13 protein-coding genes are annotated in these 14,628 nt (G+C 67.8%); 1 reads left to right on the plus strand and 12 read right to left on the minus strand.

Features of this window, described 5'->3' with window-relative positions:
• Positions 1-19: 19 nt before the first annotated feature.
• From E5CHR_RS27725 to E5CHR_RS27755, 7 genes are read right to left on the minus strand one after another with little or no spacing between them, the layout of a single operon-like run.
• Positions 20-1,189 carry a thiolase family protein gene (locus tag E5CHR_RS27725; RefSeq protein WP_162582998.1) on the minus strand — a complete coding sequence of 390 codons (1,170 nt, stop codon included), beginning with the start codon at positions 1,187-1,189 and terminating at the stop codon, positions 20-22.
• A 40-nt stretch (positions 1,190-1,229) separates the two neighbouring features.
• A complete protein-coding gene (locus E5CHR_RS27730) occupies positions 1,230-2,852 on the minus strand; it encodes an AMP-binding protein (protein ID WP_162582999.1) in 1,623 nt (540 codons plus the stop codon).
• Between the two features lie 7 nt (positions 2,853-2,859).
• A complete protein-coding gene (locus tag E5CHR_RS27735) occupies positions 2,860-3,345 on the minus strand; it encodes an aromatic-ring-hydroxylating dioxygenase subunit beta (RefSeq protein ID WP_174255757.1) in 486 nt (161 codons plus the stop codon).
• Positions 3,345-4,658, minus strand: coding sequence for an aromatic ring-hydroxylating dioxygenase subunit alpha (locus E5CHR_RS27740; RefSeq protein ID WP_162583001.1), 1,314 nt, complete (start codon positions 4,656-4,658; stop codon positions 3,345-3,347). Before E5CHR_RS27740 ends, E5CHR_RS27735 begins: the two co-directional genes overlap by 1 nt.
• A 14-nt stretch (positions 4,659-4,672) precedes the next feature.
• Positions 4,673-5,656 (minus strand): PDR/VanB family oxidoreductase, encoded by a 984-nt coding sequence (locus tag E5CHR_RS27745; protein WP_162583002.1) that lies wholly within the window; start codon positions 5,654-5,656, stop codon positions 4,673-4,675.
• 29 nt (positions 5,657-5,685) lie between these two features.
• Positions 5,686-7,179, minus strand: a complete 1,494-nt coding sequence (locus E5CHR_RS27750; protein WP_443083101.1) for an indolepyruvate oxidoreductase subunit beta family protein — start codon at positions 7,177-7,179, stop codon at positions 5,686-5,688.
• Positions 7,180-7,189: 10 nt separating this feature from the next.
• On the minus strand, positions 7,190-9,373 hold the full coding sequence (locus E5CHR_RS27755) for a thiamine pyrophosphate-dependent enzyme (RefSeq protein WP_162583003.1): 2,184 nt from the start codon (positions 9,371-9,373) through the stop codon (positions 7,190-7,192).
• 138 nt (positions 9,374-9,511) lie between these two features.
• Between E5CHR_RS27755 and E5CHR_RS27760 the strand changes: the two genes are divergently transcribed.
• On the plus strand, positions 9,512-10,003 hold the full coding sequence (locus tag E5CHR_RS27760) for a MarR family winged helix-turn-helix transcriptional regulator (RefSeq protein ID WP_162583004.1): 492 nt from the start codon (positions 9,512-9,514) through the stop codon (positions 10,001-10,003).
• A gap of 70 nt (positions 10,004-10,073) precedes the next feature.
• On the opposite strand, the gene E5CHR_RS27765 is transcribed toward E5CHR_RS27760, so the two are convergent.
• The 5 genes from E5CHR_RS27765 to E5CHR_RS27785 all read right to left on the minus strand — a co-directional run bounded on the left by E5CHR_RS27765 (position 10,074) and on the right by E5CHR_RS27785 (position 14,594).
• On the minus strand, positions 10,074-10,946 hold the full coding sequence (locus tag E5CHR_RS27765) for a quinone oxidoreductase family protein (protein ID WP_162583005.1): 873 nt from the start codon (positions 10,944-10,946) through the stop codon (positions 10,074-10,076).
• Complete coding sequence (locus E5CHR_RS27770; protein ID WP_162583006.1) at positions 10,943-11,746, minus strand: alpha/beta fold hydrolase; 804 nt, start codon at positions 11,744-11,746, stop codon at positions 10,943-10,945. Before E5CHR_RS27770 ends, E5CHR_RS27765 begins: the two co-directional genes overlap by 4 nt.
• Positions 11,743-12,747, minus strand: a complete 1,005-nt coding sequence (locus E5CHR_RS27775; RefSeq protein ID WP_162583007.1) for a 3-hydroxybutyryl-CoA dehydrogenase — start codon at positions 12,745-12,747, stop codon at positions 11,743-11,745. The genes E5CHR_RS27770 and E5CHR_RS27775 overlap by 4 nt, the downstream gene beginning before the upstream one ends.
• The gene (locus E5CHR_RS27780) at positions 12,737-13,810 is read right to left on the minus strand and encodes an NAD/NADP-dependent octopine/nopaline dehydrogenase family protein (RefSeq protein ID WP_162583008.1); all 1,074 of its coding nucleotides are present in this window, start codon (positions 13,808-13,810) and stop codon (positions 12,737-12,739) included. Before E5CHR_RS27780 ends, E5CHR_RS27775 begins: the two co-directional genes overlap by 11 nt.
• Before the next feature lie 91 nt (positions 13,811-13,901).
• A complete protein-coding gene (locus E5CHR_RS27785) occupies positions 13,902-14,594 on the minus strand; it encodes a phosphoglycolate phosphatase (RefSeq protein ID WP_443083129.1) in 693 nt (230 codons plus the stop codon).
• Between the last annotated feature and the right edge of the window lie 34 nt (positions 14,595-14,628).

The following is a 14,628-nucleotide window of genomic DNA, read 5'->3' on the forward strand; positions in this document are numbered from 1 at the left end:
CGGCAAACGTGGGGGTTGTTCATTCGGGTCTCCCCAGGATCACCGCGCCCGTGCACAGGCAGCGGTCGTAGGTGACCATGCCGAAGCCCGCGACCAGGCCCAGCTGGGCGTCGGGCACCGCACGCGGGCCGGCTGTATCGGTGAGCTGGCGGATCGCTTCCACCATGCCGAGGAAGCCGCCGGCCGCGCCCGCCTGGCCCGCCGAGAGCTGGCCACCGCTGGTGTTGTTGGGGAAGCTGCCGTCGAAGGTCATGGTGTTGGCGCGCACGAATTCCGGGCCTTCGCCCTTTTCGCAGAAGCCGAGGTCCTCGAACTGCATCATCACTATCACCGGATAGTCGTCGTAGGTCTGGACGAAGTCCAGCTCGGCCGGCTTCACGCCGGCCTGGGCGTACAGATCGTCCCGGTCCTTGCGCCAGCCCCCCTGGACCATCACCGGGTCTTCGGCATAGGCATTGTGGCGCTCGATGGCGCCGCGGATCACGACGTGCGCCAGTCCAAGGTCGCGGGCACGGGCCTCGCTCATCACGAGGAAAGCGTCGGCGCCGGCACACGGCATCACGCAGTCGAACAGGTGGATCGGATCGGAGATCGGCCGTGCCTCCATGTATTCGTCCAGCGTGAGCGGCTTCTTGAACACGGCGTTTGCGTTGCCGAGCGCATTGGTGCGCTGGTCCACCGCGATGCGGCCGAAGTCCTCGCGCTTCGCGCCGAACGTGCGCATGTAGTTGGCGGTGATCATCGCGAAGATCGAATTCGGCCCGCCCGAGCCGTAGGGGTAGCTCGCGTCGCGCGCGAAGTTGCTGAAGCTGCCGAGCGTCAAGCGGAACGAGTCGACGTGGTTGGTATCGGCCCCCACGCAGGCGACGATGTCGGCGTCGCCCGACTGCACGGCGCGCGCGGCGCGGCGCAGGCACATCACGCCCGAAGCGCCGCCGGTGGGCATGTGGTCGAGCCAGCGCGGCGACAGGCCCAGGTGCTGCGTCACGCCGACCGCCGTATCGGGCGCAAGCGAGAAGCTGCTGAGGCTCAGGCCGTCGATCTCTTCCTTGGCAACGCCGCTGGCCTTGACCAGCGCCTCCAGCGCCTGGCCGATGAACCAATGCGCGCTGCGGGTGGAATAGCGCAGATAGGGCACGGTGACGGGGACCGCCACCGCGACGCCTTCGTAGGACAGCCGCTTGCTCATCGAGCAACCTCCGTGCATCGCACTGCTTTGCTCTTCGCCTTCATGGCAGCCTCTTCTTCATCGCACGGGTGTCGACGCAATGCGGCTGGCCGGGCAATGCCTGGGCCAGCTCGCGCAGCTGGCCGCGCTGGATCTTCTGCGAGGCCGTGAGCGGCAACGCGTCGACGAAGGCCACATAGCCCGGGGCCTTGTAGTAAGCGAGCTGCGCCAGCGCATGCTCGACGATGCTGCCTGCGATGTGATGGCGCTCCGAGGCGTCCACGCCATCGCGCAGCACGATGCAGGCCAGCACTTCGTCGCCGCGCACGGTATCGGGCGTCGCGGCCACGGCCGAGGTCTTCACTGCCGGATGCTGGTTCAGCACACTCTCCACCTCCACTGCCGAGATGTTCTCGCCGCTGCGCCGGATCACGTTCTTCTTGCGGTCGACGAAGAAGAAGTTGCCCTCGGCATCGCGCCGCACCAGGTCGCCGGTGTGAAACCAGCCATCGGCCCAGGCTTCGCGCGTGGCCTCCTCGTCCTTCAGGTAGCCGGAGAAGAAGTAGCGGCGCGGGTCGCTGCCTGCGGAGCGCACCAGCAGCTCGCCGGGCATGCCGGCGGTCGCTTCGTGTCCTTCGTCGTCCACCAGCCGGACCTCGACATAGTCCTGCTGCCGGCCGAAGCAGCTCGTGCCCACCTGGCGCGGCTCGCGGTTGGCCATGATGCAGGCACCGGCCCCGGTCTCGGTCATGGCCCAGGCCTCGACCAGCGGAAAGCCGAAGCGGGCCTCGAAGGGCGCGTGGTTCTTGCGGTCCACTCCGGCGCCGAAGCCCCAACGGATCGCGTGGTCCTTGTCGGCAGCCGATTCGGGCGCGGACAGCAGCATCGCCGGCATCACGCCCAGGTAGTGGACGATGGTGGCGCGGCTCTCGCGCGCACTCGCGAGCCAGCTCTTCGGATGAAAGCGGTCCAGTTGAACCAGGCAGCCGCCCGCCACCAGCACGACCATCGTCGAGAAGGCCATCGCGTTCATGTGATTCAGCGGCAGCGGCGTGATCACCCGCTCGGCATCGGGGCGGATGGCGCAGACGCCGTCGAGTGACGCGTACCACTCGCCCGCGCGCAGGAAGTAGGCGTTGCTCAGGATGCAGCCCTTGGGCCGCCCGGTGGTGCCGGAGGTGTAGAGCAGCGCGCATTCGGTCTCGGGGCCGATCGCTTCATGAGGGCGCGGCGGCGCCTTGCCGGCGGGCGGCACCACGTCTTCCGGCCCCATCGTCTGGAAGTCGGTGCCGGCCTGTGCCGCCGCGGCGCGCAGGTCGGCCGCGCGCTCGGGCAAGGTCACGGCCAGGCCGATCTCGCTGTGGCCGATCAGGTAGACCAGCTCTGCCGAACGCATCTCGGCATTGATCGGCACCACGCTCGCGCCCAGTGCGTTGAGCGCGAACCAGTGCAGCAGGAACGCGGGACGGTTCTCCAGCAGCAGGCCGACGCGATGGCCATGGCCCCATCCGGCGGCCGAGTAGGCCCGGCGCAGGCGTTCGACCTCCGCCGCAGCCTCGCCCCAGCGAATCGCGCCGGGTTCAATGCCGTAGGCATGGGCGGTAACCGACTCGGTGAACAGGAACTCCGCATCCGGCGTGCGCGCGGCGGTGGCTGCGAAGCATTGATGGACCGTCGTATGCATCGCGTCCCTAGATGAAGAGCTGCACGGCCGGCAGCGCCGCGTCGCAGTTGAGCAGGTTCACGCGCTTGAGCGTCATGCGCAGTTGCCCGTCCTCCTGCGTCAGGTAGTGGAAGAAGGTGCCGACATAGAACTGCAGCTCGTCGCCCTGCGATTCGGTGTAGTGGAACTCGGTGCGCACCACGAAGGTGTTGCCGGCCTCGTCGAACACTTCGACCGTGGGCGTCTGCAGCAGGTGATGGCAGCGGCTCGGCGGCTGCTGCGAGAAAGCGCGCGGGCTCTGCAGGCGCTCGATGCGCAGATCGCGCAAGAGCTTGTCCTCGTAGAGGTGCGAGCAATGGTTGAGGCCGTCCTCCTGGTCCGGCGTGGCCGGTACCCAGTAGTAGGCATCGTCGGAGAATAGTGCGTTCCATTCCTCGTAGCGTTTGGCATCGAGCAGGCGGCACTCGTGCACGACGAAGTCGATCAGGTCCTGGCGTGCGAGGCTGCTGCTCATCACATGGTCTCCGTCATGTAGCGGGCCCAGCTTCGGTACTGATTGCGCATCGGCAGCTCGTTGGTGCCGCCGGTGGTGATTTCGCCGCCCTTCAGCTCCTCGGGATCGTAGTTGCGGTGCAGGCTGACCCACTCGTTGCCGGTCGCATGCAGGCCGGCCTGCATGCCGCGGTAGGCCTGCAGGTCATCGTGCCCGACCACCGAGAAAGGCGAGTTGATCAGTCGGTTGTACATGGCGGTGCGCTGCAGCAGCTCGGGTGGCGCGCCCTTCAGGCGAAAGGTCCAGCTCTCGATCAGCGTCTTGTCGGCCGCGATCGGCTTGACCACGCGGATCGCCTGGATCGCACCCTTGATCGTGAGGTTGGGGTAGTACACCGTGTTGTGGCGCGCCATGCCGAGGATCTGCGCGGTGCGCTCCTCGCCATACCTGGCCTTCATCGCGTCGTCGTATCCGGGGATCGCCTTGTACTTGCTGTGGATGCTGAAGTGCACGCCGGTGAAGCTATGGCCGTTGTCGTAGGTCCGGATGCCCATGTCCTCGAAGAACTTGTAGTCCGACATGAAGGGCACGAACTGCTCGATGGCCATGGGCTTGGGCTCGTCGGCCGGCTTGTCGGACCACATTCGCTTGGCGGTGCCGGCCGAGGACTCGTGGGCGACCATCGGATGCATGGTGTCGTTGAGGTTCTCGACGAACATCTTCCAGTTGCACTGGTGCATGAAGCGCAGGCAGCCGCCGGCAATCTCCAGCTCGCCCTCGGGCGAGCGGTCGGCCATGTTGTCGATGGAGCTCAGCGAGTCGCCGAAGTACGTCTCGAAGTCCGGGCCGACGTCGTTGATCTTGACGAAGATGAAGCCGCGGTGGCTGCGCACGTTGCGAATGGTGGTGAGTCCCTTGGCCGATTCGCATTCGTGCAGCTGCGTGCCCTCGTAGCCGTTCTTCAGAGGAATGGCAAGCAGCGACCCGTCGGTCTTGAAGGTCCAGGCGTGGTAGGGGCAGCGGAAGAACTTGCCGGTGTTGCCGCAGGGCGCGCTCACCAGGCGCGAGCCCTTGTGGGCGCAGCGGTTCATCATCGCGCGCAACGTGCCATCGCCGTGGCGCACCACGATGATCGGGCAGCCGCCGACCTCGTTGCTGATGTAGTCGCCGGGCCTGGGCAGCTGGCTTTCGTGGCCGACGTAGTTCCAGGTGTTGGCGAAGAAGTGCTCCTGTTCCAGCTCGAACAGCTCCTGGCTGATGTACAGGTCGCGGTGCACCCGGTCGTTTTGGACCAGGGCGCGCACGGCCTCGGGATTGCCTCGGTACGAAGTCATTCTCGTGCTCTCCTTCACATGTCCAGCACCAGCCGCGGGCCCTTGGCGCGCGAGATGCAGATCTGCATGACATTGCCCTCGGCCTTCTCGCGCGCGCTCAGCACGTAGTCGCGGTGGTCGATCTCGCCTTCGAGCACTGGCGTCGCGCACACGCCGCATTCCCCGCGCTTGCAGTCGTAGAGCGGGTCGCAGCCATGCTCGATCAGGCAGTCGAGGATGCTCTGATCCGCGGGCACCGTAAAGCGCTGACCCGACTGGGCGAGCTCCACCTCGATGGGCTGGTCGCCCGCCTCCGCGACTGGCGTGGTGAACAGCTCGAAGTGCACGCGGTCGTGTTCCCAGCCGCGCGCCTGGGTGCGGGCGAGCACGGCGTCGAGCATGACCTTGGGACCGCAGACGTAGAGCCGGTCTCCGGCGGGCACCTCGTCGAGCACCGCGTCGATGTCCAGCGGACCGCCGGCATCGGCATCGGCGTGCACGCGCAGGTCATCGCGCAGCAAGGTCCGCAGCTCGGGCAGGAACGCCATCAGCTCGCGGCTGCGGCCGGCATAGTGCAATCGCACGGGTGCGCCTTCGGCCCGCCGGCGCGCGGCCATGCTGGCCAGCGGCGTGATGCCGATGCCGCCTGCGATCAGCACCGTGCCACCGGGACCGGTGTGCAGCGGGAAGTCGTTCTTCGGCGGCTCGAGGGTGAGCAGGTCTCCCTGCTTCAGCTGCTCGTGCATGAAGCGCGAGCCGCCACGGCCTTCGTCTTCCTTGCGCACGGCGATCACGTAGCGGTTGGGCGCATTCGTCGCATTGCGCTCGGTCCCGAAGTTGATCAGCGAGTAGTGGCGCCAGTCCTTCGAGCCGTCCGGCAGCTCGACCTGCACACGAATATGGGCGCCCGCGCTGTAGCCCGGCAGCGCACGGTCGTCGTCGGCGCGCAGCACGAACATGCGGATCAGCGGGTTCAGCTCGCAGGCCTCTGCGACGCGCAGTTGGAGTGTGGAAGTCATGCGTGCCTCTCTCGTGTATTCACGGCCATTCAGGCCAGCGCATGCCGTACCAGCATGGCGCGCAACTGGTGGCCCTGTTCGTCGGCCAGCGCCGCGTCGCGCAGCTCGCGCAGGGTGGCTGGTGCCATGCGGCTGCCCGCCCGCTGGAAGGCGGCCATCAGCGTGTCGTAGTTGCGCACGCCGCGTTCGTGCGTGTCGCTGTAGCCCTTGACCAGGCGCTGGCACTGCGCGAGCTCGATCGCCAGTTCGGGGTGCTGCGCGGCCGTGCCTGCGATGCGCTGCAGCCATTCCTCGATGCGGCGGTTCTCCTCGGCATAGCGCGTGGTGGTGCGGCGCCAGCGCCTGGTCGCGGCGACGGCGCAGAGCATCAGGTAGCCGCTCAGCGAGCTGGTGCGAACGACGCGGCCCTTGCGGGTCATGCGCTCCACCAGGCGGCGCGGCCAGCCCGAACCCATCAGCCAGCGGCCGAGCCCGCCGGGCAGGGTCTCGCAGATCTCCTGCAGCCGCGGATGCATGTACTCGTTGATGGCCAGCAGCTGCCCTTCCTGCACGCCGGCCTCGCCGCGCACGCGATCGAAGCGCGACGCGCGGGTCTTGAGCGCGGCGACGCGGGCCGTGTCCTCGTAGGACATCCACAGCGCGAGGTGGCGCGCGGTCTCGCGCTGCAGGCGGTGGTCTGCGCCGGAGGGCAGCGCGGCGACCGCGGCCATGCGGTCGAGGTAGAGACCGGCGTAGTCCGGGTCCTGGTAGTCGATCAGGCGCCGCACGCCCTCGAACAGCACGGGATGCAGCGCCGGCACGAAGTCGCGCTGAACGCGTTCGACCAGGGCGCGCACTTCGGGGTGGCGAGGCTGGGGTTCGGCAGCGGAAGCCGGCACCGGCTTGTCGTGCTCGCCCGCGCCCTGGGCCCGTGCAAAGCCGACGCCGAAAGCCTTCAGGCTGGGCTTCACGCCTACGCCGCCGCGCTCGATGGTGTCCTCGAACTGGGCGCGGCTGAAAGGCAGCACGCCCGCACCGGCCAGCGCGCCGAAGAGCACGGCACTGATGACGCTGCCAACAGCTTCGGCAGCCTGCGCCATGTCGAAACGGATGAAGCGCTTGGCCGCCTGTTCGGCATGCGCCAGCAGTTCGGCGCTGTCGACCCGGCCATCGCCCATGGCGCTCTTCTCGGCGATGGAATACACGCGATGGGTCGAGGCGATCAGCGTGCTGCGGTCCTTCGTGACCAGCCCGCGCTGCACGGCGCGCCCGGCTTCCATCAGTTCCGAGGCGAGCACCACATCCACATCGCCGGGCAGCGGCATCAGCGCCAGCACGGGCCGGCCGCCGTCGGCCTCGGCCTGCGCCTCGGGGTACAGCTCGACGTAGTAGATGGTTGCGCCGGTGCGCTGGGCAACGCCGGGCACCGAGGTCGTCTGCGCCACGTAGCCGTTGACCTCGCCCATGTCGACGATCCAGTCGGCCAGCACGCCGCCGCCCTCGCCCCCCATGGCAAGTATTGCAATCTTGATGGGCTGTGTCATGGTCATCGGATCAGAACGCATAGGCTGCGCGGCGCCTGGCCTCGCCGCGCTGCAGCCAGCCGATCACGCCCGCGCGCACACGCTCGCGCAAGCGGTCCCAGCCGGTCGGGTTGCTGACGATCTGGGCCTTGTAGAACGAGGGGCACAGCACCGCTGCATGCGAGACGTCGCCGCAGTTGCCGCAGCCCACGCAGCTGTCGAGCACGGTCGCGACCGGATCGGTGCGCAGCGGATCAGGATTGGCCTTGATCGAGAGCGAGGGGCAGCCCGAAAGGCGGATGCAGGAATGGTCGCCGGTGCAGGTGTCCTCGTCGACCCCGAACTTGTCGCGAACCATGCGCTTGCCTTCGGCGATCGCCTTGCGCACCAGCGGCTTCTCGCGGCGCTGCTTGTTGAGCATGCACTCCGATTGCGCGATCAGGACCTTGGGCCCCTTCTGCTTCGTCGTGAGTGCCTCCTTGATGACATCGCGCATGCCCGCGACGTCGTAGGTGCGGCGCATCGTGCGCACCCATTGAACGCCCACGCCGCGCACCGCGCGCTCGATGGCGTGGCCGGTGCTGCGCGTCGCGTTCTGCGCCTTCGACGACAGGATGTCCTGCCCGCCGGTGGCCGAGGTGTAGTTGTTGTCGACGACGATGGTCAGGTTGTCGCTCTGGTTGAAGACGGCATTGGCCACGCCGCTGGTCAGCCCGTTGTGCCAGAAGCCGCCGTCACCCATCATCGAGATCGCGCGCTTGCCTGCAGGCGCATTGAGCGCGGATGCGCCGGCGCCGCCCAGGCCGTAGCCCATGGTGGTGTTGCCGATGTTGAAGGGCGGCAGGATGGAGAACAGATGGCAGCCGATGTCGGCGCTCACGTGATGCGGGCCGAGCTCGCGCTCCACCAGCTTCATCGCGCTGAAGATCGGGCGCTCGGGGCAGCCGGTGCAAAAGCCCGGCGGGCGGGCGTGCACGCTGTCGCCCAGCGGCAGGGCCGGCTCCGGCGCGTTGTCGACGCCGATTTCGGCCACTTCCTTGAGCGGGATCACCTTGCGCACCGCCGCCGGGACCGGCAGGGGCTGCAGCCGCCCATAGCGCTCGCCGAAGGCGCGTGCGCCCTTGAGCAGTTCGGCCGCGGTGTATTCGCCGGCCACGGGCAACATGTCCTTGCCATGGAGCGCGGTGGTGGAGCCAGCCTGGCGCAGGATGGTCGCGAGGTTCTGCTCGACGAAGTTGGGCTGGCCCTCTTCCACCACCAGCACCGCGCGCTTGCCTTCACAGAAGCGCAGCACCTCGTTGTCGACCAGCGGGTAGGCCACGTTCATCACGTAGAGCGGCACTTGCGTGTTGCCATACACATCGGCCAGGCCCAGCCGTTCGAGCGCGCGCAGCAGCGTGTTGTAGCTGCCGCCCTGCACGATGATGCCGATGTCGTCTGCGTCTTCCGAGAAGAACTCGTTGAGCTTGTGCTCCTCGATGAAGCGCAGCGCGGCGGGCCAGCGTTCCTTCACCTTTTCCTGCTCGTGCATGAAGCTGGCGGGCGGCAGCACGATGCGGCTGACATCGCGCTGCGGGTTCTCCAGCGCGTCCTTCAGGGTGAACGTGGGACGCCGGTTGGCACCGGCCACGAAGTGCCCATGCACATGGCAGGCCCGGATGCGCAGTTGCAGCATCACCGGCGTGTGGCTGGCTTCGGACAGCTCGAAGCCCTTCTTCACCGCCTCGACGATGGAGGGCAGGTTGGGGCGCGGATCGAGCAGCCAGATCTGCGACTTCATCGCGAAGGCGTGGCTGCGCTCCTGCATGATCGAGGAGCCCTCGCCGTAGTCCTCGCCCACGATGACCAGTGCGCCGCCGGTGACGCCGCCCGAGGCCAGGTTGGCCAGCGCGTCGGACGCCACGTTGGTGCCCACCGTCGCCTTGAAGGTGACGGCGCCGCGCAGCGGATAGTTGACCGACGCTGCCAGCGTGGCCGCGGCCGTTGCCTCGCTCGCGCTGTTCTCGAAGCGGATGCCCTGCTCGGCCAGGATGTCCTGCGCATCGGCCAGCACGTCCATCAGGTGCGAGATCGGCGCGCCCTGGTAGCCGGCCACATAGGAAACCCCCGATTCGAGCAGCGCCTTCGTGACTGCCAGAATGCCTTCACCCCGGAACACTTCGCCCTCGGCGAGCCGGAGCTTCTTTACTTCCTCGACGAACGATCGCTCAGCCATGGCTTGTTTCTTTCCCGTATCGGCGTGGGTGCCGCTTTATCGCACGGTCTCTATAATGTTTACAAGTGAATGTATCCACAATCATGAATAACCCTAGACACGCAAGCTGCGTGCCCGCCTTCGCAGAGGGGGTGCTTCATGGGCACGGCCGCTTCTAGGAAGAAGGCCTTGCGCTTCGTCGACGACTACCTGCCTGCGCTGCTGGCGCAGGCCAGCCAGTTGATCTCGTCGGAGTTCCACGTGGTGGCGCGCCAGCACGGCTTCTCCGTGTCGGAATGGCGGGTGATGGCGTCGCTGGCAGGTGGGGAGCCCATCAGCATCGGCCAACTGGCGCAGGTCACGGTGACCAAGCAGCCGACGGTCACCCGCCTGCTGGACCGCATGGAGTCCAAGGGCCAGGTCGAGCGCCTGCCCCACGACAGTGACCGGCGCGTCACGCTGGTGCGCATCACCCGCAAGGGCGCCAAGACGGTGGAGCGGTTGATGGAGCTGGCGCTGGAACATGAGCGGCGCGTGCTCGAGCCCTTCGGCCTGCTTCGGGCGGAGGAGTTGAAGACGACCCTGCGGCAGATGATCGAGCTGCACGCCAGCGCCGCGGGCGAGGCCGAAGAGGCGGAGGATGAGCAATAGCGGCCTGCGGACGGGCCAGCGCCAGCGTCCGGCAGGACAGGTGTGACAGATCCCGCCGTCGGGCACTCCGTCAGGGCACCAGCACCGCCCGGCCCCGGTGCCCCCGCTGGGTGATCCATTCGAGTGCCGCGGCAGCCTCACCGAGCGCGAAGCGCTGGACTTGCAGCGTCAGCCTCCCGTCCGCCAACCGCGCCAGCAGTTGAGGCACGGCGGCACGACCCGCCACTTCGCGCCGGAACATGTTGAGCGGCAGCAGCGCCACGTCGCGCTGCAGGAAATGGGCGATGTTCAAGGGCAGTGTGTTGCCGGCTGTGTAGCCCACCAGCACCGCGCGGCCGCCGGGGGCGACGCCAGGCAGCGCAGCCTCCAGTACCGGCCCGCCGACAGTGTCGACCAGCAGGTCCACGGGCGGTTGCTGCAAGACTTCATCGGCACGCGTGAGCACAATGGCGCCGGCCTCGCGCGCCAGTTGTACCGTCATCGATCCCACCGCGCCGGTGGCGCCGGTCACCAGCACGCGCTCGCCCGCCTGCAGTTTCGCGACCTCGTGCAGCGCGACCCAGGCCGATGTGCAGGGGGAGAAAAATGCCGCGCCGAGTGCCATGTCGAGCCCGTCAGGCAGCAGGCCCAATGCCTCGTCGGGCGCGTCGATCAACTCGCACCAGGTGCCGTTCTCCATCGTGCCCAAGCCGCTGCCGCGCACCCACACGCGCTGGCCTGTCGCGTAGGTTCCGCTCGCGACGACGGTTCCGGCCGCCTCCACGCCAGGAACGTAGGGCAGCGGCGGATGCCTGAGAAAGGCGCCGCTCCAGACCGTGCGGTCGATATGGCCGACGGTGGCTGCGGCCATGCGCACGATCGTGCGGCCGGCACGCGGCTGCGGATCGGGCAATTGCTCGAGCACCGGCGACGCATTGAAGGCCGCGATGCGCACCGCCTTCATGGCAGCGTCTCCAGGAAACCGACCACTGCGTTCGCGAATGCTTCGGGCATCTGGTCGGGCAGCGGCACCATGCCGCCTTCGATGTCGACGACGCGGGCCTGCGGCAGATGCGCCTTCAACTCCTTCGCATGTGGGGCGGCGAAAGGATCGTCGGTTGCGCGCAGGATCAGCGTGGGCTGCCGGACTTTCGCGATGCGCTCTTCCATGCGATACGAGGCCACGGCGCGGTGTCCGTCTTCCATCCGGCCGCTCACCTTGAGCGCGTCCAGCACGAAAGCCTCCAGCAATTCGGGCCGCGCGGGCGGATAGAAACCCTGCCGCTTTTGCCACAAGGCTGAAAGATGGCTGCCGTCGCCGCTGATCGCCACTTCGTCGATAGGCGGGCGCTCGGCCCGGGCGCGGCGGAAGCCCGCGTCGGTGTACGGCGTCGACGACAGCACCAGCCCATGCACGCGCGCTGCGAAGGTGCTCGCCAGTTCGACCGCGATCACTCCGCCGGTGTGGTGGCCTACCACGTGCGTGCGAGCAATGCCGAGCGCATCGATCAGCTCGATTGCCACGCGCGCCCATTGCTCGATGCTGGCCGGTACGCCGCCGTCGTCGGATTCGCCGAAGCCCGCCGTGTCCATCGCCACGGCCCGGAAGCGCCGTCCGATCAGCGGCAGGACGTGCCGGTATTCGGCCCAGCTGCGCGGCGACTGGTGCAGCAACAGCACCGTCTCGCCGCGCGGATCGCCGCAGCTCGCGTAATGGACCTGCCCGACGGACAGATCGGCGAAGGCGCGGCGGATCTTTGTCATGACTGCGTCCGCTCGGCCGGCGGCCGCCAGAGCCCGGCGTGCTTCAGCATGCCCAGGGTGCGCGCCAGCACGTCGCGCCGGTAGGCGCCGAGGTCGCGGCCGGCGTAGTCGTAGAAGCCGCTGCCGCTCTTCAGGCCCAGGCGGCCCTCTTCCATCATTCGGTCGAGGATGGCGGGCGCGGCGTAGCGGGCGGAATCGATCGACCCCGACATCTCGCGGCTCGCGTGGTGCAGGATGTCGGCGCCGCCGAAGTCGATGAACTCCACCACGCCGAGCGCGGCGAAGCGAAGGCCAAGTCCGAAGCGCGTGGCCTTGTCGATCTCCTCGGCAGTCGCGGCGCCTTCCTCGACCATTCGCGCGGCCTCGTTCATTACCAGCGCCTGCAGGCGCGGGACAATATAGCCGGGCGTCGGACCGCAAACCACGGGCAGCTTGCCGATCGATTCCATCAAGGCCTTGGCGCGTGCCAGCACCGCGGGGGCAGTGCCCGGGTGGCAGCTGAGCTCCACCACCGGGATCACGTAGGCCGGGTTGAGCCAATGCATGTTGAGAAAGCGCTCAGGCCGCTCCACCAGTGCGGCAATCTGGGTGACCAGGATGCTGCTGGTGGTCGAGGTCAGGATCGCGTCCTCACGGCAATGACGGCTGAGCTGCTCGAAGGCCTCGCGCTTGGCATCCAGTGTTTCGGGCACGCCCTCGAAGATCAACTCGGCTGCCGCCAGCGCGCGCGGCGCTTCGTCCGAAGGAACGAGCTCGACGCGCTCCGCGATGGCCGGCACCTGCGCCGCATCGAGCACGCCCAGCTGTCCCAGGCCCGCGAGGCTGGCCTCGATCTCCGCACGCGCCTCGGCGCGCAGCACCTCCCAGGCCTCTTCGCTGCGCACGCGCAGATCGACCAGTGCGATGCGATGGCCCGCATACGCGAAGGCGATCGCGATGCCACGACCCATGCGGCCGGCGCCGACGGCAGCGAAGCGCGGCGCTGCGGCCTCATTCGCCATCGTGCAGCCTCTTCTTCAACTCGGCCTGGGTCAGGCCGGCCAAGCCCAGCGCCTCGAAAGTGCGCGGGCCCTTTCGCAAGTCGCGGCCCAGAAAGCCGCCGACGATGGCCAGCAGGCCATGCGCGATCGGGGCATCCACCCCCGCATGCCGGGCCGCGGATGCCAGGAAGGCCAGGCCCAGCTCCGTGTCCTCGGTGATGTAGCGGTGGGCGTAGAGGTCGATGTTCTCGCGCCAATCACCCGACTTCACCAGCTGCTTGTGGGCGTCGCCGTACATCCACTGGTCGTTGTTGTAGTGGTCGGCCAGCGGATAGTGCGGCGCACCTTGGCCGAAGGCCTCGCGCACCGCGATGCGCTCCTGGTCCAGCCGGTCGGTCACGTCGCGCACCGCGCGCTGCGTGCCTTCGTTGTGAATGTCCCAGCGCTCGAAGTGCTGCAGGGGCGCGGCGTTCATCACCATCAACGGCGGATGAATGATCGGACCTGCATTCATCAGGGCACCCGAGAGCGCATCGCCGCAGCCGTGCACGCTCGGATAGGCTTGGCGGATCACCTCCAGCGCCTCGCCTTCCTTGCGCGCCGGATAGACGCCGGTCGGCAGGCGGATCGCGCGGATCGTCACATTGACCTCTCGCTCGCCATGCTTGCGTGCCAGGTAGGGCAGTGTGCCGGTCTCGGCCCAGGCCACATCGGCACGGCTGCCGGCCTGTCTCACGATGCGGGCCATCACGAAGCTGCCGAAGGTGCCGGGAGGCAGGAACACCACCTGGCCGTCGACCAGGTGCGGCGCCATCGCCATCGCGATGTCCTCCTGCGCGATGGCGGGCGTGGGTAGAACGATCAGGGAGGCGCCGCGCAATGCCTCGCCCAGGTCGGCAGTGGCCAGCGCAATGGGCACGTCGCGTGCGCCGCGGGCGTCCTTCAAACGAATGGTCCCAGCCTGGCGCACAGCCGCAAGCGCATCGGCATCACGCCGCCACAGGCGCACCGAATGGCCGGCTTCAGACAGGTCGGCAGCGGCGGCATAGCAGCCATGGCCGCCGCCCAGGATCGCGATGTTCATAGAGCAAAAAGTGTTGTGGACCTCGGGCCGCCGGCACCGGGAGCGGCGGGCTCAGAGGTACATTACTTTTCATCAATTCGGCTGTCAACTATCATCTACCCGACCCCAGCACGCGATCGAGCTCGGCCAGCGAGTCGACAAACCCGTCGGCATCGACCTCGCGCACCGGCTGGCCGTGGTTGTAGCCATAGCTGACCAGCACGACGGGGCATCCGGCGGCACGCGCCGCCTTCGCGTCGTTGCTCGAATCACCGATCATCAGCGTGCGCGCCGGCGCGCTGCCCAGGGCCTCGCAGGTCTTGAGAAGTGGAAGCGGATCAGGCTTCTTGCGCTCGAAGGCTTCGCCGCCGAACAGATGCTCGAAGTAGCCTTCCAGGCCCTTGGCCGCCAGCAGTGGGCGCGCAAAGGCGATGGGCTTGTTGGTCAAACACGCCAGGCGCAAGCCGCGGGCGCGCAACCCGGCCAAGCCTTCGACGACGCCGGGGTAGATCGACGCATGCTGGCCGTTGATGGCGAGATAGTGGTGCACATAGCGGGGCCACGCCGCGTCGAAGAGCGCTGCATCGGCTTCGCGATCGCCGCGCACCCGCTGCAACACGGAGCGGATCAGGTGCTCGGAGCCTTTGCCGATCATCTGGCCGATGGCATCGGCAGTGATCGCGGGCAAGGCGAGTTCGTCAAGCATGCAATTGAGCGCCACGACAAAGTCGCCGAGCGTGTCGATCATCGTGCCGTCGAGGTCGACGATGACTGCCTCGAGGTGAGAACGGTGCAGGGCCGCAATATCCGGTAAATGCAAATAGATCTCCAAAATGGTG

The organism is Variovorax sp. PBS-H4, assembly GCF_901827205.1.
GTDB lineage: Bacteria > Pseudomonadota > Gammaproteobacteria > Burkholderiales > Burkholderiaceae_C > Variovorax.

Bases quoted from the DNA above. Each gene is read 5' to 3' on its own strand.
- E5CHR_RS27745 (WP_162583002.1), bottom strand. From the start codon at position 5,656: ATGACTTCCACACTCCAACTGCGCGTCGCAGAGGCCTGCGAGCTGAAC.
- E5CHR_RS27740 (WP_162583001.1), bottom strand. From the start codon at position 4,658: ATGACTTCGTACCGAGGCAATCCCGAGGCCGTGCGCGCCCTGGTCCAA.
- E5CHR_RS27750 (WP_443083101.1), bottom strand. From the start codon at position 7,179: ATGACACAGCCCATCAAGATTGCAATACTTGCCATGGGGGGCGAGGGC.
- E5CHR_RS27760 (WP_162583004.1), top strand. From the start codon at position 9,512: ATGGGCACGGCCGCTTCTAGGAAGAAGGCCTTGCGCTTCGTCGACGAC.
- E5CHR_RS27775 (WP_162583007.1), bottom strand. From the start codon at position 12,747: ATGGCGAATGAGGCCGCAGCGCCGCGCTTCGCTGCCGTCGGCGCCGGC.
- E5CHR_RS27780 (WP_162583008.1), bottom strand. From the start codon at position 13,810: ATGAACATCGCGATCCTGGGCGGCGGCCATGGCTGCTATGCCGCCGCT.
- E5CHR_RS27735 (WP_174255757.1), bottom strand. From the start codon at position 3,345: ATGAGCAGCAGCCTCGCACGCCAGGACCTGATCGACTTCGTCGTGCAC.
- E5CHR_RS27730 (WP_162582999.1), bottom strand. From the start codon at position 2,852: ATGCATACGACGGTCCATCAATGCTTCGCAGCCACCGCCGCGCGCACG.
- E5CHR_RS27770 (WP_162583006.1), bottom strand. From the start codon at position 11,746: ATGACAAAGATCCGCCGCGCCTTCGCCGATCTGTCCGTCGGGCAGGTC.
- E5CHR_RS27755 (WP_162583003.1), bottom strand. From the start codon at position 9,373: ATGGCTGAGCGATCGTTCGTCGAGGAAGTAAAGAAGCTCCGGCTCGCC.
- E5CHR_RS27725 (WP_162582998.1), bottom strand. From the start codon at position 1,189: ATGAGCAAGCGGCTGTCCTACGAAGGCGTCGCGGTGGCGGTCCCCGTC.
- E5CHR_RS27765 (WP_162583005.1), bottom strand. From the start codon at position 10,946: ATGAAGGCGGTGCGCATCGCGGCCTTCAATGCGTCGCCGGTGCTCGAG.